Raw genomic sequence first — 15,351 nt, 5'->3', positions numbered from 1 at the left:
CCGGTCGTGCTACGTCAGGGCGTTACGGGCTGCTGAGCGCGCGCCTCGGCCTCAGCCTTCGCCTTCCGCTCCACGTAGTCGTTGCACAGGCGGCGCACGTGCTCGCGGGTGTAGCCGGTCTGGCGGGCGATGTCGGCCTGCCGGACGCCCCGGTCGACGACGGCTTGACCGATCGCGTTGGCCAGTTCCGACCTGCGGCGCTCCGCAGTCAGACGGGCGCGTTGGTACGCGCGCAGCGCCTCGCCCACCCGGTCGTCGGTCATGGGGCAAGTGTCGCAGATGTGCATGTGGCCTACGAGGGATGGCACCGACATCAAATCCGTCATGCCACCTAGTGTAGGCCACATGGATGTGACAAGATAGAGCCCGTGACGAGCGCTGCAAGTCGCCAGCACGGTTCCACCCACGCACAGATCAGGACCCCTGCATGACTTGGTTCAAGGTCGATGACGGCCTCCACAAGCACCGAAAGCGCATCCGATGCGGCCTCGACATCGAGGGCTTCGCCGCGCTCGGCTTGTGGACCACTGCTGGCTCCTGGTCGTCTGACGAACTCACCGACGGCTGGATTCCGGACGACGTGATCGACTACCTCGCCCCGGGGATCGGTCAGCAGCTCGCCAAGCGGTTAGAGCGAGCAGCCCTATGGAATCGCGTCACGCGTGACGGTGAAGAAGGGTGGCAGTTCCACGAGTGGACCGACCACCAACCGACCCGCGAGCAGGTTCTCGCCGAGAGGGCCGCCGCTGCGCTCCGGCAGAAGCGTGCGCGTGATCGGGCCAAAGAAAAGCGGGATGAAGAGGGGCAGAACCTTGCACCGTCACGGCGTGACTCACGCGTGACTGACGCCGACACTCACGGCGATGTCACGCCCGCCGTCACGGTCCCCCCGACCCGACCCGACCCGACCTATATACAACCTCCTTCGGAGGTTGCCGACGAAGCTGCGCTGTTCGAGCAGCCGGCATCGCAGACCAAGTCCCGCACCAAGCCGAAGCAGTCAACGGGCGACCCGACTGAGACTCAGCGCGCCTTCGGGCTTGCCCGCCAGTGGTCCGACTTCCGCGAGAAGCAGGGCACCCCCATCGTCGTTGCCGGCAAGGGCGAAAACCTGGACCTGCACAAGCTGCGCAACTTGATCGAGCCCTTCCTTAAGAAGGGCTACACCGACGACGAGGTGAAACGTGGACTCGTGGCCACCGGCGAAGGCATTCCCAGCACCGCCAGTCTCGACCGCGCCTTGACCCGTTTGCGGAACCAGCAGAACGGGCGGATGGACGGCGGCATGAAGCCCGCCAACCCCCGGATCTTGCGCAACAGCCACGAGAACCAAGACCGCTACGACGTGAAGCTCTAACGGAAGGAGGGCCAGTGGACATCAGCAGCACCGACCTCGGCGGCCTCGCCCGCGAAGTGATGGAACGGCACGGCATTGACCCGACCACCGTCCCCCCACGGCCCGGGTTTGACCTCGCCGACCATCTGACCGAGCAGGCCGAGGCGACGTTGAGCCTGATCCTGCCGCCCCGGTTCCGCAACGCCGAACCGGACCACCCGTTCGTGCGCCGGTGGGTGGACGCGTACCTGCGTGGCCCAGCGGACTGCCCCGGCCTGCTGCTGCTCGGACCGGTGGGCACTGGCAAGAGTCACCAGGCGTTCGGCGCCCTGCGGCGGGTGGTGTTGGAGTCGGCCCGCCGCTGCCGGCGGATGACGTACACGATCACCAGCCACCCCGAGTTCAACGCGGCGATGCGCCCGCAGCTCGACGACCGGCATCTGCGCGCCCTGGCTGACTTTCAGACGGTGGATCTGCTGGTGTTCGACGACTTGGGGGCGGGCAAGTCCACCGACTGGACGGAGGACACCCTGTACCGGCTGATGGACACCCGCTGGGCGAACCAACTGCCGACGATCACCACCACGAACCTCGACGCCGCCGGCCTGCGGGCCGACGTGGACGAGCGGGTGGTGTCCCGCCTGTCCACCAGCGTGCAAGTCGGGTTGAAGGGTTCGGATCGGCGCCGCGGCGGTGACCTGCCGTGACGGACACCCTGGATCGCGCCGACCCGGTGACCGTGTTCTACGACCACGGAGCCGAGCAGGTGGTGTTGGGGGCAATGCTCCGCGACCCGCTGGTCATCGGCGAGGTGGAGGCGTTGGTGTCGGCGGCATCGTTCCACAAGCCGTGCCATCCGCTGCTGTTCAAGGCGATCACCACGCTGCGGGAGAAGGGCCGCAAGACGGACCCGACGAGCGTGGCCGGGTATCTGGCGGACGAGAAGCTACTCACCCGCCTGCCGGGTGGCGCCCTGTACTTGAACGACCTGATGGCGGTGGTCCCGGTTGCCGCCCCGGTCGGTGAGGCGATTTATCACGCGCGGACGGTCGCCTCCAAGGCCCTGCTGAGGGACTTCGACGCCGGGCTTGAGAAGGTCCGTGACGACATTCGGTCCGGTAGTGCGAGCGATCCCGCTGAGCTGTTGGAACGCACTCGGGTGATGATCTCCGACCTAGGGATGCGCGCTGCTGGTGACGGCGGCCCGAGGCGGTGGCGGGACATCATCCGCCCCGGCCTGGACGCGATCGAACTCGCTGAGGAAGGCACCGGCCCGCCGGGAGTGCCGACGGGCATCCCCGACCTGGACCAGTTGATCCACGGCTTGCAAAAGCAGCGTCTGTACGTGGTGGCTGGCATCCCGGGCGGCGGCAAGTCGACGTTGGGCGCCGGCGACTTCGTGCGGTCGGCGGCGTTCGCGCACAGCCGCCCGACGGGGGTGTTCTCGATGGAGATGACCGAGCAGGAGTTGTTCAACCGGCTGATCTGCGCCGCCGCCCGCGTGCCAGCGAAGAAGGTCACCGACGGCACGTTGGACACCGACGACTGGACGGCCATCGCCCGGGTGTGCGGGGAGACCGAAGACGCGCCCCTGTGGATCGACGACACCAAGGGTTTGACGATGGCGGACATTCGGGTGCGTGCCCGCCGGTTGAAGCAGCAGCACGGCCTGGAACTGGTCGTCATCGACTACCTGGGGTTGATCGAGTCAGCGACCAGCGCGCCCCGCAACCAGCAGATCGACGAGATGGCCCGGTCGGCGAAGAACCTCGCCGGTGAACTAGACCTCGCGGTGGTGCTGCTGGCGCAGATGAATCGGGCGTACGCGCAGCGCGCCGACAAGCGGCCCGTCCTGACGGACTTGAAGGAGTCGGGCGGCATCGAAGCCCACGCCGACGTGGTGATTTTCGTGCACCGGGACGAGCAGTTCGACAAGACGAAGCGCCTCGGCGAGGCGGATTTGATCGTGGAGAAGAACCGTGGTGGCGCTCGCGGCACCGTTGAGGTGGCTGCGCAACTGCACCTGAACCGCTTCGTGTCGATGGCGATGCCGTGAGCGGGATGAGCCTGGTGGATAACGCCGCCGACCGACCGCCGTACTCGGACTGCTGCCCGCGCTGCCGGTTCAACCGAACTCCGCTACCCCCACTGATGGTTCGGGAGAACGAACGCGGCACGGGCGTGGTCGCCGACTACGTCTGCCCGCGCGGGCACATCTGGTTCACGGGCTGGGCGTGGTGGTCGGGCGAGCGCCATGACACGGACGGGTTGGCGGCATGAGTTGCGACTACTGCGGCCTTGCCACGGACGAGCCTGCGCGCTGGGAGGTGTCGTCGGGCCGTTTCCCCGGCGACGGGATGACCCGCTACGTGTGCGAGGTGCACCGGGGGTCGGCTGAGCAGCATGTGGCCCAGCTCGGCGACGTGTTCGTGTTCCCGATGAACAGCGATTCGAACCGGAGGGCTGCGGCATGAGCGAGGCGTGCACGAACACTGATCCGCACGGCCGGCACGAGCATTACGGGCAGCCTGCAACGCTGCGCCGGGAGTGCCCCGGCGTTGAGGCGAACGACGGCCACCGCATGGTGGCGGCCCTCGAAGCGGCCGGGTTCACGGTGTACGCGCGCCGCCGCGATGCTGTGCGGATGGCCCGCCCTGGCACGGATGAGGGTTGGTGGCCGGTGCCGACGGACCCGACCGCGCCCGAGTTCGCCGAGATGCTGGCGAAGGTACGGCGGGTGTTGTTGGAGGACGTCGCCCACGGTGAGGCAGCGAAGACGGCGCTGGCCCTGTACGACGGGGAGGCGTCGTGATGGAAGAAAATCCCCTGCCGAGCCTGCACAACAACGGCGCACAAGACCCCGACCGGTGGGCGCCGGCGTTGGGGAACCGCCGTGACCCGTACGGCTGCACCCACCCCGAGGAAGGCGACGTGGTGGCGTGGCGGTACGCGGCGTGGCTGGTCCACGAGATCCGCCCCATTCCCGACGCCGACCTGACCGATGAGCAGCGGGCGAAGCTGGTCGCGTCGGTTGGCCGCCTGTCGGGTGAAAAGCGGGCACTCGCCCTGTTCAAGAACCGGCCGTTCCACATCGTGCTGCGCCACCAGGCCGGGCCGCTGATCATCAAGCCGGGTGAGGAGCGCGGGTTCATCCGGTTGCACGACGGCACCCGTGAGGTCAGTTTCACGTCGTGGCCGCGCCAGAACGACTGGCATCGGCTGCCGGGCCCGTATCAGACGTGCTCGTGTCACGGGCATCCGTGGCCGTGCCAGGACCGGGATCAGCAGGTGCTTGCCCAACACCAGATGCGCAAGATGGATCGGCTGATGGCGACCGCCCAGCCGGGCGTGTGCGCGCATTGCCTTGAGCCGATCTCGACCCGGCAGAAGACGGTGACGTTCCCCGAGGAGTCCCGGTTCGTTCCGGGCGCTCCGGGGTCGACGTTCCACGCGGGCCGTGCCGCCTGTTGGGGCGCTGCCGAGGAGTACGAGCGAGCCGGCCGGCTCGTCGACAACCCGGACGTCGCGCGTCTCGCCTCATGCCCGGGGATCAGGTTCATTCACGAGCAGCACGGCATGCCCGCCGACCAGCGGGTCGAGTGCACGGCCGGACCGTTGTGCACGGGGCTGCACGGGCCGGCGGGTTTCCGGCAGGACGTGCCGTGCTGGCATCGGGTGGAGTTGGCCGGCAATGAAGGCGCGTACGCCCGCCCCAGCGTCGACTGCGGCTATCGGGGCCGTGGGGTGTGTCTGGGTGGCGACCTTTCTGGTGGCGGCTCGTCTCTGTCCCCGATCGCTGCCGACCTGCTGTGGGAGAACAAGTCGCGGCGGGGAGGTGGGCTGCTGTGACCGCCCCCGTGTGGCCGACGGTGATGGTGACCGGCCACCGCCCGCAGGACATCCCCGACGACGCCCACGGCTGGGTGCGGGAGCGGTTGGACGCGGCGGCGGTGTGGCTGCGCGACGAGCGCGGCATGACCACGGGCATTACCGGCATGGCGTTGGGGTCGGACATGTGGTGGGCGGACTCGCTGCACCGGGCGGCAGTGCCGTTCGTGGCGCACATTCCGTTCCCGCAGCAAGCGGACCCGTGGCGGAAGTCGAACCCGCAGGCGGTGGCCGAGTGGCATCGTCTGCGCGCCCTGGCCGCCGACGTGGTGCCGTACGGGGACCTCGCCGGCCTAGCCGTGCATGCCCGTAAGCGGGTGGCGGTGTCGCTGCTGCACAAGCGCAACGACGGCATGTTGGCCGCGACCGCCGAGGCCGACGGCGCGGTGCTGGCGGTGTGGCGTCCGTCGAAGCGTGGCGGGGGCACGTTCTCGGCGGTGAAGAAGGCCCACCAACTGCGCCTGCCGGTGATCCTCATCAACCCGGAAGCCCGCACCACGTCCCTGCCCAGCCCTGACCGGCTGGCCGACCTGCTGTACCCGAACCGACCCCAACCGTTGATTCAAGCCTGAGGAGGCCACCAATGACCGACACGACCGCGCCTGTAATCGAGGATGTGCCGCTGCCCGGCATGCCCGACGCCGACGACCTGTCCAGCCCGGCCGACCCAGCCGCGTTCCCGGAGCGGCTGGAAGACGTCAACGCGGACAGCCTCACCCGGTGGTTGGTTTGCCACGCCACCGAACGAGGTGCCCTCAACTTCACCGGGCTCAGCGTGCAGAACCCGGCCGCCTTCGCCCACTCGTCGTGCGCCCTCAACGCGGAGTGGGCGTTGGCGTACGTGCTGCGCGAGTTGCCCCCCAGCTTGGGTGACCGGCTAGCAAAGCAGATTTGGTCGACCTGGGACGAGGGGTCTGGTCCGTACGAGCTGCCAGCAGAGTGGATGACCGAGTACGGCATGAACCCGGACGCCCTGATCGAGCGGGTGCAGCGCAACCGTCGGGAGGCGGCGTGAGCAAACGCCCCTGCTTCTTCTGCGGCCAGGCCGAGCCGGATCACGTGGACGGCCGCTGCGAGCGGTACCAGCCGAACAACCCCGACTTCGAGGAGACGACCATGACCGAGCCCTACTACGAGATCAACGTCGTGAAGCACGACGTCCACCCGAGCGTGCGCGACCGGCAGGCCGACGCCGCCGCCCCCGTCGGGGTCATCTCGGCGACCGTCCTGCCGCAGCTCGCCGGGGACATTCTGCGGGCGACCGCAGACCAGATCGCGCCGAAGAAGCCGGTGACACGATGACCGACATCCCGGCGGCCGAGGCGTCGCCCACACTGCCCCCGGAGTTGATCCGATACTTCGAGGTCCGTCGGCAGGAGCGCGCCGACGCCGTCAGCCGGGCACTGTCCACACTTCGCCCATACGAGCGGCGGCTAGTGCGCGAAGCCGCCGTGATGGGGTACGTGCGCGGCACGATGGCCGGTCGCGTGGACGCCAACATGGGGCGCGACACGCAGATCCCCAAGGACTCGGCGGTCCTCTTCGAGGTCGTCGAAGCGTGCATCGCGATGGACGACTTGTACCCGTACCTCGCTGAGGCGGCGGATGGCCGTCGCCGTCGCATCACCAAGTCACGGCGGTGGCCCGGTGAGTGACCCTGTGATCGACACCCCGCGCGTGGTCGTCGCCCCGCCGTTCAACCCTGAGCGCGCCGCGCTCAACTTCGCGGCCCGCCTGCTGCGTGCCGACTACGAAGATCACGAGCTGCTGCACTCGCACCTGGCCGCCACTGACGAAGACGTGCCCGCCATCCGGGCGGCGTTGCGCGACCTCGCCGACCGGCTTGCCTCCGGCGGCAACCGCGAATGGTCGGTGCGCTACGCAGATGGGTTCGTTGACGGCATCCCGTTCACCGAGGCCGTTGCCCTGCAACGCGCGGCGGGCATGGGCGAGTATGCCGAGGTCGTGTGCCGGGACGGCGGCCCGTGGGTGACCGCACCCACAGATGAGGGGCAGCGGCCGTGACCGACCAGCCGTACACCGACGCTGACGTCAGCCTGATCGCTGGCGAGCTACGCGAGACCGGGATGAAGGACGCGTTCTTCGACGACTCGTCCGGGTCGTGGGAGGTAGAAGAGAAGCAGCACCAGTACGAGGCTGCGGCCCGCGCCGTGCTGGACGCCCTCGCGACGGCCGGGCGGCTGCTGCCCGCAGGGACGGAGACGGTGGAGCAGCCGGGCATCCGCATCCGCCGTGACGGTGTGGTGATGTCGGAGGAGCCAGCCACTCGGGAGCAGGCGCGGATCATGATCCAAAGCCACGAGGCGCACCGCGCGGTCGACCCGGGGTGGCGTGGCTCGGCGGAAATGATTCACCGCTACCAGCACACCACCCCGTGGGCGACCGTGGAGGAAACATCGTGACTGGGCGGCCGTACACCGACGACGACGTTAACCTCATTGAGGCTGCGTGGGACGAACATGCAGTGGCCTTCTACGACGGGTTGATCGCCGAGTGCCGCTGCGGGTCCCGGGAAGACAACCACGACGCGAAGGTCGCGCTGGCCGCTCTCGCCGCCGCCGCTCGCCTCGCCCCCGCAGACGACGACCCCCGCCATATCGCGGAATTCCGCGACGAAGGTTGGTGCATACAGCACCCGCTGGCCTGCCGCCAAAACGGTGGCTTGTTCGGCTGCCCGTTCAACCGGGCCGCCCTCGCCCTTGACAGCCCGCCGGCGCAACTCGGTCGATTTGTGGTGGATCTTTCCGACGAAGGTCAGGGCGGCGATCTTGTTATCGGTGACCGGGTTGGGCCGGGGGTGCCGTTATGACCGGGCAGCCCAGCACTGTCGAGGTTGCCTACAACACGGAAGCCCTCACCGCCCGGTGGTCTGCCGTGGTCAACGACGAGATCGGCGGGTGGGCGGTCACCACCAACGGCCTCGGCCCGCTTGATGGGGGCAGGATGGCCGCCGACCTAGTGATGACCCGCGAGCTGGCCGAGCACATCGCCGACGTGCACAACCAGTGGGTGGCGCGGCAAAACATGGGCGTGCCGGTGGTCACCGGATTCATCACCACCATGGACGTCTCAGCGCCGCCCCTGTTCCGCACCCTGTGGCGTCGCCTGCGACGTCGAAGTCCGGGCGGGGTGGGTCGGTGAGTAACCGTGACGGTGCGGACCGCCTGCGCCTGTTCCGGGCGTTGCGGCGTGCCCGCTGGCGGGTGGAGTTCGCCAAGTCGGGCCACGTCAAGATTTGGAACCCGAGCGGCCTGCTGGTCACCACCACCCCGTCGAGCGCATCCGACACCAACAGCTTGAATGCGCTGCGCCGGGACCTGCGCAAGGCCGGATTCCAGCACAACGGGCGCGGCCAGAAGCCGAAGCCCAACAAGATCCCGAACCAGAGGAGCCAGCCGCGCTGAGCGGCCCCACCGAAAGGAACAACCCTGTGCGCACTCACCTCGGCACCATTCTCACCCTCACCGCAGACAAGCTCGTCACCCCCGACGGCTTCGGCGCCGTTCACGAACTGCTCGACTACATGACCGGCGACACCCTGTTCACCCACCAACTGCCGCGCGCCGCCGACGAGTGCAAGCCGGAACTACTGCGACAGCACCCCGACCTTGCCGACGTCAAGCCGCCGGAGTTCCGCGACGAGGCGCACGTGTGGTCGTGGCTGGCCGAGCAGACCGACCGGTACGGCACCCACCGAGAGGTTCAGCCTCTGCCGGCTGACGCTCACACCCGAATCAACCCGCTGGACGAGCTGGCGATGAACCACCCGCACCTTGCCGTGATCCCGGTGGCCATGCCCGACTCGACGCCGTGATGACCCTGCCGCTGCTGCCCGGCCCGCCCGAGCCCCGTACCTGCCAGTCCTGCGGCCGAGCTGTGCCCAAGGGGCCGTTGGTGGCGGGCCTCGGCTCGGGCTGCGCACGTGAGCACGGCATCACCGCCCCGTCCATCGTCCGGCCCCACCACAACGGGCAAGACGGGCCGACTCTGCTCGACCTGCTCAACCAGCAGCAACGGAAGGAGCCCGCCGTGATCGAGTCGCCGGGCAACGTGGTGTGCCGGCAGCGCACCGACGACGAAGACGAAGCCGTGCGGGCGGCACAGCGGCGACGGGGGTTGGCCGATGGGTGAGCGAGATGAGGCGGCCCGGTGGCGGCACGCGGTCATCGTCAACTGGCACAGGCGGCTGTACCGACGGCGGCTGCGGGCGCGGCAGGTCGGCAGGTGGTGTCGGTGATCAGGCAGAATGTACGCAGCGTCATCGAAGGAGGGCTAGTGACGAGCGAAACCCCGGGTCCAGACCAACGCACTTCGATGGACAGTGACACGCTGTCACTCGCGGTCTTCCTGCGCGCCCGGTACGACGAACGCGAGCAGAAGGCGGAAGCCGCCGCAGCCGAAGGCCCCATGTGGCGCTCCTCCGATAGCGGCATCTACCCGAGCGACGAGAGCCGCCACCCAGGGGCGATCGTCGTCGGCCCTTACGACTACCTTTTCGAGTCGCACGGCGAACACATTGCCGACAACGACCCACAGTACGTGTTTGACGACTTGGCCTCCAAGCGGGTCATCCTCGACATCCACCACGACGACGGGCGCGGCGACTGCGCTGGCTGCGGCCTCGACCCGATCGGGCTGCCCATGCATCAGATCGACGAATGCCCGACGCTGCTGGCCCTCGCCCTGCCATTCACCGCCCACTCCGACTACCAGGAGGCGTGGAAGGCGTGACCGACGACCGGATGGAGTGGCTGACCGGGCAGATCGACGAAGACGAGCAGTTGGCGCACGACGCTGGCGGGTGGGGTGGCTGAACGAATGACGACCCGGGTCTTGAGTTGGCTCATCGACTTCTGTCGTGCGGGCACCGAACCGATCGCCCGCGCCATTGATGACATCGCCGACGGCATCCACTCGTTCTGCGACCGACTGTAGCCAGAACGGCAGCAGCGGCCCGGACTGCCATCCAAGCCGCCGCCAATCCCACCACCCCGAAATCCCCCGGAGTCTCCGCCACAGCGTAGCCACGCAGATCGGAGACCAGCCACCATGCACCAAGACACTGATGCCCCCGAAGGTGCGTGCAACGCCTGCCACCGACGCGACCCCGAATACGGGCTGATCTGCGAACCCTGCCGTCGCTGGCTACCCGTCGCCCTCACCAGCCTGCTCGAACTCACCGTCCGGCTTACTGACGACCTCATCCCCGCCGACGACAGCACCACCGCAGCGGTGCTCATCTGCCGCACCTGCCACCTCACCGTGCCTGCCGGTCAGACCCCCCGCCACCCCGGCCACCCTGAACACGACCACTCACCCACCGGGAAATGGCACGGCGGCTGGACCGCACACCACCTCATCCGCCGCACCGCCGGGCCCGCCCCCTCCATCGCCCCGGACATCATCGTTACGGGGGGTGGGCACGAAGCCCCCGTGCCTCTCGACCTGCACGCACACGACCTACTCGGACCGGTCATCCGCGACGGCGGCCGACCCATCGACACCACCGGCGACAACTGGATCCCCGCCAGCCGACTCACCCCTGTCGCCGTCAACTACACCCGCTTCGAAGTCACCGAGCGGCGCGAAGAAACAGAGAACGAAGACGGCACCATCGCGGTCACCTTCCACCGCGACTTCCACCACCACCGCCAACAACTCACCGTGATGGACCGGCAAGCCCGCCGCGACCCCAACGGGTACAAGGTGATGATCCCCGCAGGCGACCAGATCGGCGCCGTCCCCATCGCCCAAATCCTCGACCAAGAAATGCGGGCATGGGCAGACGCGGGAGCACCCGGCAGCCGCTACCGGCCCACCCCCACCATCAACAACCTTGTCGGCTGGCTCACCAAACGCCTCGACTGGGCATGCGACAACTACCCGGCCATGGACGCGTTCGCCGACATGCTCAGCAGCATCCGCGGCACCCTCATGGGCGCCCTCGGCGACTTCGACCCCCAGGCCGAACTGTGCGACGGCGTTGACTGCCCCGCCTGCACCCTGCGCATGCTGTACCGCCGCCAGGACGGCACCGGTGACATCGAATGCCAGAACCCGGACTGCCGGCGCATCTTCACCGCCACCCAATACCGGGACCATTTGAAGGAAATCACCCCCACCGCGAGGCGGAAAAAGCAACCCGCCGCCGTGTGATCGGCGTGTCACGCACCCGCACTGGTCAACTCGATCACGACCCTTTATCGTTGCGGGTGGCGAAGTCTGCCCACAAACACCATAGGAAGCCCCGCAGCCCACACGGCGCGGGGCTTTCCCGTGTACCCGACAGGGGGTGACGGTGCGCCCCGGAGCCAACCCCGACGCGAAGCTCACCGCCGCGCAACTCGCCCTCGCCCTCGGCGTCACCCCCCAGCTCGTCAACACATGGCACACCGACGGCTACCTCACCAACGGGGAGCGTGTCTACCTGCCCGAGGTGGGCCGCAACTGGAAAGGCCACCGCCTGTTCCGCTACCTCGACGGGGCCAAAGCCGAGTCAGCGACACGCCGGTCCCCCCGCTCCTACCGCAAGCCGCGGGCCATCCGCGACTGGGACGCACTCAACCGCAAGCCGTCCGACTCGGACGTACGGGTTGGCTGACTGTGGCTGACCGGATGCGCCGAGCCCGCACAATCGCCGCGTGGATCCTGCTGGTCGGTTTGATCGTCGGCTGGCCGCTGTGCGCATTCTGGTGGGCCAAGGATGAGCCGCCCGTCGTGCTCGGCCTCTCGTTTCTCGCGATCATCATCGAATCGGCGTCGTTGCTCACCGCATCGCAGGTGAGGCAGGCACAGGTCGATCCGTGAAGGCGGTGACCGTGCCGCAGACCGTGCACGTCGAACCCGTCAACGACCTCATCGCCCACATCACCGACGGCGAAGACTGCCCCTGCGGACCTGCCGTCGAACCCGTTCCCGACGGCGACGGGGCGATGGGTTGGCTGGTCATCCACCACTCGTTGGACGGCCGGGAACAACGCGAGCCACACCGCCAGCGGCCGGGAGGCAACCAATGACCGAGCCCCGCCACACCCTCTGGGACTGGGTGCGCTCCAACCTGCGAGACGACACCCTGCACGATCAAGTCACCCGAATGGAGACCGCCATGGCGAACGCCGCCGAACAGCTCACCGATCTCAAGGCCGCCTTCACCGACTTCAGTGCCGACGTGGACGCGAAGCTCGACCAGCTCCTTCAGGCTCAAGGCCAGCTCGACCCGGCTGCGCAGGCCGTGTTCGACGAGCTGAAGGCCGCCGTCGCAGATGCGGACGCCCGTGTGGGCGACGCCGACGGCTCCGACACCCCGCCCACCCCCGACGAGCCCACCGAGCCCGGCACCGACACCTTCCGCTGACCCCACCGGCAAGACCGGCCCCGGGTAGGCGTCGTCCCCAGCGCGCCACCCGGGGCCACCGGCCACCACCCCAACAACGCCCAGGGGAGGTGGATCACCCCATGGACGACGACAAGCGGTGCGGCGCGAAAGCCCGGTCCACCGGCCACGGCTGCAAACGCTCCCCCGTCCCCGGCGCCACACGCTGCCGGCTCCACGGCGGCGCCAGCCCGCAGGTGTTGCGCAAGGTTGAGCGCCAGCAGCAGGAACGGGCCCTCGCCGAAGCCGTCGCCACGTACGGCCTCGCGCTGGACGTGTCCCCCACCGAAGCCCTGTTGGACGAGGTGAAGTGGACTGCCGGGCACGTCGCGTGGCTGCGGGCGCGCGTGCAGGAGTTGGAGGCGTCCGCCCTGTCGTGGGGTGTCCGTTCGATCGTCGACAAAGAGGGCGGCGAGTTCCCCGGCGTTGACACCACCGAGGCCGCGGCCCCGCACGTGCTGCTGGACCTGTACCAGCGGGAGCGTAAGCACCTGGTGGATGTGTGCGCGAAGGCGTTGCAGGCGGGCATTGAGGAACGCCGGGTGCGCCTGGCCGAGTCGCAGGGCGCACTGTTGGCGGATGTGATCCGTCGGATCCTCGGGGATCTGAACCTGTCGCCGGAGCAGACAGCGCTTGTCGGCGAGGTTGTTCCTCGTCATCTTCGGGCGGTGTCCTGACGGGGGTGGCGTCGTGACGATCGCCCCCGTTTCGGCGTGGGAGGCAGCCGCGCGGCAGTTCGAGCCCGCCCCCGTGTCGCCTTACCTTCATGACCCGGTCGGCTGGGTCAACAACGAACTAGGCGAGCACCTGTGGAGCAAGCAGCGGGCTATCGCCGAGTCGGTGGTGACGAACCGGCGGACCGCCGTGAAGTCCTGCCACAACGCCGGCAAGTCGTGGATCGCGTCCCGGATCGCCGCGTGGTGGGTCGCTACCCACCCTCCCGGTGAGGCGTTCGTCGCGTCGACCGCGCCCAGCTATCCGCAGGTTCACGCGATCCTATGGGAGGAGATCCGCAAAGCCGCCCGCGCGTCCGCGAAGCTCGGCAACGCGGTACCCGGCCGGGTATTGCAGTCCGATGAGTGGAAGCTCGACGACGGCACGTTGGTGGGGTGGGGGCGTAAGCCAGCCGACACCGACGAGCACGGATTCCAGGGCATCCACCGGCGGTACGTGCTCGTCATCCTCGATGAGGCGTGCGGTATCCCCCGCCAGTTGTGGACGGCCGTTGAGGCGATTACCACGAACCGGGACTGCCGGATCCTCGCCATCGGCAACCCGGACGATCCGTCGACGGAGTTCGCCGACGTGTGCAAGCCCGGGTCCGGGTGGAACGTCATCCGCATCTCCGCGTTCGACACCCCCAACTTCACCGACGAGCCGTTCCCGGAGAACCTGCGCCCGTTGATGCTCGACCCGGACTGGGTGGAGGACAAGAAGCGGTGGGGCGTTGACTCCCCCCGCTACATCTCGAAGGTGCTCGGCGAGTTCCCGGAGATCGGCGAAGACGTCCTGATCTCCCCGGCGGCGATCGAGGCCGCCCGTCAGCGTTCGCTGACCCCAGAGGGTCGGGGGATCCTCGGGGTGGACGTGGCGCGGTTCGGATCCGACCGCACCGTCATCTACCTCCGCCGCGGCCCTGTTGCCCGCATCGTAGGCGAGTATTCGAAGCAGGCCACCACCGAAACCACCGGCCGGGTCGTCGCCGCGAAGAAGGAGACTGGCGCGGACGAGATCCGCGTTGACGGCGTCGGTGTCGGCGCTGGGGTGGTGGACCAGCTCACCGAGCAGGGCTTCGGCGTGCTGGACATGCAGGCCGGTGCGGCAGCCACGGACCGGGAGCGGTTCCTGAATGCCCGCGCCGAGTGGTACTGGGCGTTGAAGACCCGCTTCGAGGACGAAGACATCGACCTTGACCCTGCCGACGATGACCTTGCCGCCCAGTTGGGTGCGATCAAGTACCGGTACACGTCGCGTGGGCAGATTCAGATCGAGTCGAAAGACGACATGCGCAAGCGTGGCATGCCGTCGCCGGACCGGGCTGACGCGTTGATGCTGACCGCGACAGCTCCGGTCGGCTCCGACCTGTTCCGTCGGCTTCATTGGCGGTACTGGTCGTGGGCGCCACACGGCGGGTCGGATCGTGTCGTGTCTTGCGGTAGTCGGTCGTGGCCGCTGGCATCAATGTGGCTGTTCGCTACTGCTCATGTCGCCGTCGGCGAGGACGCGGGTACCGACTTTACGGTCGCGTCGGTGTGGGGTCGGGATCTCGACGGTGGCCTGATCTTGTTGGATCGTGTCCGGCGCCGCGTCGGGGAGAGCAACCCGATGACGGTCGTGGCAGACGCCATTCGGGGCTGGCCGGTGGACGTGACGTATGTGACCCGCAAGCAGCATGCGCTTCTCGTCAGGGCGGGGCTTCTTCTGCCGGGCCAGTCAGTGATGCCGCTGGACATCGAACCGGACCGGTTGGCGCGCGCGCTGCCCGCATCGGCGGCGGTGACGGGTGGGCGGGTGTGGATTCCCTCGACGGCGCCGTGGCGGGAGCAGTTCACGTCGGAGTTTCTAGCCTTCCCGAACAGCCGGTTCGAGGGTTCCGTGACGTGCCTGGCGATGGCCGTGTTTGCTGGTTCGACTCAGTGGGCGCCGCCGCCTGTCATGGCGCAGGCATCGCCGTCGGTTGGGTCTGACGATGGAGTTCGGGACGTGGACTGGCACAACGAGCCGCTGTAGCTGG

General features: G+C 68.4%; 27 protein-coding genes. 26 read left to right on the top strand and 1 reads right to left on the bottom strand.

The genetic code is table 11. The features are described from left to right. Positions 1-14 precede the first annotated feature (14 nt). A complete protein-coding gene (locus ACQP03_RS07850) occupies positions 15-263 on the bottom strand; it encodes a hypothetical protein (RefSeq protein ID WP_433460719.1) in 249 nt (82 codons plus the stop codon). Positions 264-427: 164 nt separating this feature from the next. On the opposite strand from ACQP03_RS07850, the gene ACQP03_RS07845 reads away from it, so the two are divergent. The 26 genes from ACQP03_RS07845 to ACQP03_RS07720 all read left to right on the top strand — a co-directional run bounded on the left by ACQP03_RS07845 (position 428) and on the right by ACQP03_RS07720 (position 15,347). Continuing rightward, positions 428-1,357, top strand: a complete 930-nt coding sequence (locus tag ACQP03_RS07845) for a hypothetical protein (RefSeq protein WP_433460718.1) — start codon at positions 428-430, stop codon at positions 1,355-1,357. Positions 1,358-1,371: 14 nt separating this feature from the next. After that, positions 1,372-2,043: an ATP-binding protein gene (locus ACQP03_RS07840; protein ID WP_433460717.1), complete on the top strand. Its 672-nt coding sequence runs from the start codon at positions 1,372-1,374 to the stop codon at positions 2,041-2,043. Beyond that, the gene (locus ACQP03_RS07835) at positions 2,040-3,392 is read left to right on the top strand and encodes a replicative DNA helicase (RefSeq protein WP_433460716.1); all 1,353 of its coding nucleotides are present in this window, start codon (positions 2,040-2,042) and stop codon (positions 3,390-3,392) included. The genes ACQP03_RS07840 and ACQP03_RS07835 overlap by 4 nt, the downstream gene beginning before the upstream one ends. A gap of 5 nt (positions 3,393-3,397) precedes the next feature. Further along, a complete protein-coding gene (locus ACQP03_RS07830; RefSeq protein ID WP_357130572.1) occupies positions 3,398-3,616 on the top strand; it encodes a hypothetical protein in 219 nt (72 codons plus the stop codon). Next, a complete protein-coding gene (locus ACQP03_RS07825) occupies positions 3,613-3,810 on the top strand; it encodes a hypothetical protein (RefSeq protein ID WP_357130575.1) in 198 nt (65 codons plus the stop codon). The genes ACQP03_RS07830 and ACQP03_RS07825 overlap by 4 nt, the downstream gene beginning before the upstream one ends. After that, positions 3,807-4,148, top strand: a complete 342-nt coding sequence (locus ACQP03_RS07820; protein WP_357130578.1) for a hypothetical protein — start codon at positions 3,807-3,809, stop codon at positions 4,146-4,148. Before ACQP03_RS07825 ends, ACQP03_RS07820 begins: the two co-directional genes overlap by 4 nt. Then, positions 4,148-5,185 carry a hypothetical protein gene (locus ACQP03_RS07815; protein WP_357130581.1) on the top strand — a complete coding sequence of 346 codons (1,038 nt, stop codon included), beginning with the start codon at positions 4,148-4,150 and terminating at the stop codon, positions 5,183-5,185. The genes ACQP03_RS07820 and ACQP03_RS07815 overlap by 1 nt, the downstream gene beginning before the upstream one ends. Then, on the top strand, positions 5,182-5,796 hold the full coding sequence (locus ACQP03_RS07810; RefSeq protein ID WP_357130584.1) for a hypothetical protein: 615 nt from the start codon (positions 5,182-5,184) through the stop codon (positions 5,794-5,796). Before ACQP03_RS07815 ends, ACQP03_RS07810 begins: the two co-directional genes overlap by 4 nt. An 11-nt stretch (positions 5,797-5,807) precedes the next feature. Beyond that, entirely contained in the window at positions 5,808-6,239 is a 432-nt protein-coding gene (locus ACQP03_RS07805; RefSeq protein ID WP_357130587.1) for a hypothetical protein, read from the top strand. Next, the gene (locus tag ACQP03_RS07800; protein WP_357130590.1) at positions 6,236-6,526 is read left to right on the top strand and encodes a hypothetical protein; all 291 of its coding nucleotides are present in this window, start codon (positions 6,236-6,238) and stop codon (positions 6,524-6,526) included. The genes ACQP03_RS07805 and ACQP03_RS07800 overlap by 4 nt, the downstream gene beginning before the upstream one ends. Further along, positions 6,523-6,879 (top strand): hypothetical protein, encoded by a 357-nt coding sequence (locus tag ACQP03_RS07795; protein ID WP_357130592.1) that lies wholly within the window; start codon positions 6,523-6,525, stop codon positions 6,877-6,879. Before ACQP03_RS07800 ends, ACQP03_RS07795 begins: the two co-directional genes overlap by 4 nt. A gap of 4 nt (positions 6,880-6,883) precedes the next feature. Next, positions 6,884-7,249: a hypothetical protein gene (locus ACQP03_RS07790; RefSeq protein ID WP_357130595.1), complete on the top strand. Its 366-nt coding sequence runs from the start codon at positions 6,884-6,886 to the stop codon at positions 7,247-7,249. Continuing rightward, complete coding sequence (locus ACQP03_RS07785) at positions 7,246-7,647, top strand: hypothetical protein (protein ID WP_357130598.1); 402 nt, start codon at positions 7,246-7,248, stop codon at positions 7,645-7,647. The genes ACQP03_RS07790 and ACQP03_RS07785 overlap by 4 nt, the downstream gene beginning before the upstream one ends. Then, positions 7,644-8,054 (top strand): DUF6085 family protein, encoded by a 411-nt coding sequence (locus ACQP03_RS07780; protein WP_357130601.1) that lies wholly within the window; start codon positions 7,644-7,646, stop codon positions 8,052-8,054. Before ACQP03_RS07785 ends, ACQP03_RS07780 begins: the two co-directional genes overlap by 4 nt. Further along, positions 8,051-8,386 carry a hypothetical protein gene (locus tag ACQP03_RS07775; protein ID WP_357130604.1) on the top strand — a complete coding sequence of 112 codons (336 nt, stop codon included), beginning with the start codon at positions 8,051-8,053 and terminating at the stop codon, positions 8,384-8,386. The genes ACQP03_RS07780 and ACQP03_RS07775 overlap by 4 nt, the downstream gene beginning before the upstream one ends. Beyond that, on the top strand, positions 8,383-8,649 hold the full coding sequence (locus ACQP03_RS07770; protein ID WP_357130607.1) for a hypothetical protein: 267 nt from the start codon (positions 8,383-8,385) through the stop codon (positions 8,647-8,649). Before ACQP03_RS07775 ends, ACQP03_RS07770 begins: the two co-directional genes overlap by 4 nt. Positions 8,650-8,675: 26 nt before the next feature. After that, positions 8,676-9,059 carry a hypothetical protein gene (locus ACQP03_RS07765; protein WP_357130610.1) on the top strand — a complete coding sequence of 128 codons (384 nt, stop codon included), beginning with the start codon at positions 8,676-8,678 and terminating at the stop codon, positions 9,057-9,059. Further along, positions 9,056-9,376 (top strand): hypothetical protein, encoded by a 321-nt coding sequence (locus ACQP03_RS07760; protein WP_357130613.1) that lies wholly within the window; start codon positions 9,056-9,058, stop codon positions 9,374-9,376. Before ACQP03_RS07765 ends, ACQP03_RS07760 begins: the two co-directional genes overlap by 4 nt. Before the next feature lie 144 nt (positions 9,377-9,520). After that, on the top strand, positions 9,521-9,976 hold the full coding sequence (locus ACQP03_RS07755) for a DUF6221 family protein (RefSeq protein ID WP_433460715.1): 456 nt from the start codon (positions 9,521-9,523) through the stop codon (positions 9,974-9,976). A 318-nt stretch (positions 9,977-10,294) separates the two neighbouring features. Further along, positions 10,295-11,401 (top strand): hypothetical protein, encoded by a 1,107-nt coding sequence (locus ACQP03_RS07750; RefSeq protein ID WP_433460714.1) that lies wholly within the window; start codon positions 10,295-10,297, stop codon positions 11,399-11,401. Between the two features lie 136 nt (positions 11,402-11,537). After that, the gene (locus ACQP03_RS07745; RefSeq protein WP_433460713.1) at positions 11,538-11,846 is read left to right on the top strand and encodes a hypothetical protein; all 309 of its coding nucleotides are present in this window, start codon (positions 11,538-11,540) and stop codon (positions 11,844-11,846) included. Between the two features lie 2 nt (positions 11,847-11,848). Further along, complete coding sequence (locus ACQP03_RS07740) at positions 11,849-12,052, top strand: hypothetical protein (RefSeq protein WP_433460712.1); 204 nt, start codon at positions 11,849-11,851, stop codon at positions 12,050-12,052. Beyond that, a complete protein-coding gene (locus tag ACQP03_RS07735; protein ID WP_433460711.1) occupies positions 12,049-12,261 on the top strand; it encodes a hypothetical protein in 213 nt (70 codons plus the stop codon). Before ACQP03_RS07740 ends, ACQP03_RS07735 begins: the two co-directional genes overlap by 4 nt. Next, positions 12,258-12,599, top strand: coding sequence for a hypothetical protein (locus ACQP03_RS07730; protein ID WP_433460710.1), 342 nt, complete (start codon positions 12,258-12,260; stop codon positions 12,597-12,599). The genes ACQP03_RS07735 and ACQP03_RS07730 overlap by 4 nt, the downstream gene beginning before the upstream one ends. A 101-nt stretch (positions 12,600-12,700) precedes the next feature. Continuing rightward, positions 12,701-13,294, top strand: a complete 594-nt coding sequence (locus ACQP03_RS07725) for an HGGxSTG domain-containing protein (protein ID WP_433460709.1) — start codon at positions 12,701-12,703, stop codon at positions 13,292-13,294. Between the two features lie 13 nt (positions 13,295-13,307). Next, positions 13,308-15,347, top strand: a complete 2,040-nt coding sequence (locus tag ACQP03_RS07720) for a hypothetical protein (protein ID WP_433460708.1) — start codon at positions 13,308-13,310, stop codon at positions 15,345-15,347. Positions 15,348-15,351: the final 4 nt, after the last annotated feature.

This window comes from Micromonospora sp. CA-248212 (assembly GCF_050948405.1).
In the GTDB taxonomy this organism is placed as follows: domain Bacteria; phylum Actinomycetota; class Actinomycetes; order Mycobacteriales; family Micromonosporaceae; genus Micromonospora.
Note: the sequence above shows the minus strand (reverse complement) of the source record. Positions and strands in the feature narration are given on the sequence as shown.

Bases quoted from the DNA above. Each gene is read 5' to 3' on its own strand.
- ACQP03_RS07850 (WP_433460719.1), bottom strand. From the start codon at position 263: ATGACCGACGACCGGGTGGGCGAGGCGCTGCGCGCGTACCAACGCGCC.
- ACQP03_RS07845 (WP_433460718.1), top strand. From the start codon at position 428: ATGACTTGGTTCAAGGTCGATGACGGCCTCCACAAGCACCGAAAGCGC.
- ACQP03_RS07830 (WP_357130572.1), top strand. From the start codon at position 3,398: ATGAGCCTGGTGGATAACGCCGCCGACCGACCGCCGTACTCGGACTGC.
- ACQP03_RS07825 (WP_357130575.1), top strand. From the start codon at position 3,613: ATGAGTTGCGACTACTGCGGCCTTGCCACGGACGAGCCTGCGCGCTGG.
- ACQP03_RS07820 (WP_357130578.1), top strand. From the start codon at position 3,807: ATGAGCGAGGCGTGCACGAACACTGATCCGCACGGCCGGCACGAGCAT.
- ACQP03_RS07815 (WP_357130581.1), top strand. From the start codon at position 4,148: ATGGAAGAAAATCCCCTGCCGAGCCTGCACAACAACGGCGCACAAGAC.
- ACQP03_RS07805 (WP_357130587.1), top strand. From the start codon at position 5,808: ATGACCGACACGACCGCGCCTGTAATCGAGGATGTGCCGCTGCCCGGC.
- ACQP03_RS07795 (WP_357130592.1), top strand. From the start codon at position 6,523: ATGACCGACATCCCGGCGGCCGAGGCGTCGCCCACACTGCCCCCGGAG.
- ACQP03_RS07775 (WP_357130604.1), top strand. From the start codon at position 8,051: ATGACCGGGCAGCCCAGCACTGTCGAGGTTGCCTACAACACGGAAGCC.
- ACQP03_RS07750 (WP_433460714.1), top strand. From the start codon at position 10,295: ATGCACCAAGACACTGATGCCCCCGAAGGTGCGTGCAACGCCTGCCAC.
- ACQP03_RS07730 (WP_433460710.1), top strand. From the start codon at position 12,258: ATGACCGAGCCCCGCCACACCCTCTGGGACTGGGTGCGCTCCAACCTG.
- ACQP03_RS07725 (WP_433460709.1), top strand. From the start codon at position 12,701: ATGGACGACGACAAGCGGTGCGGCGCGAAAGCCCGGTCCACCGGCCAC.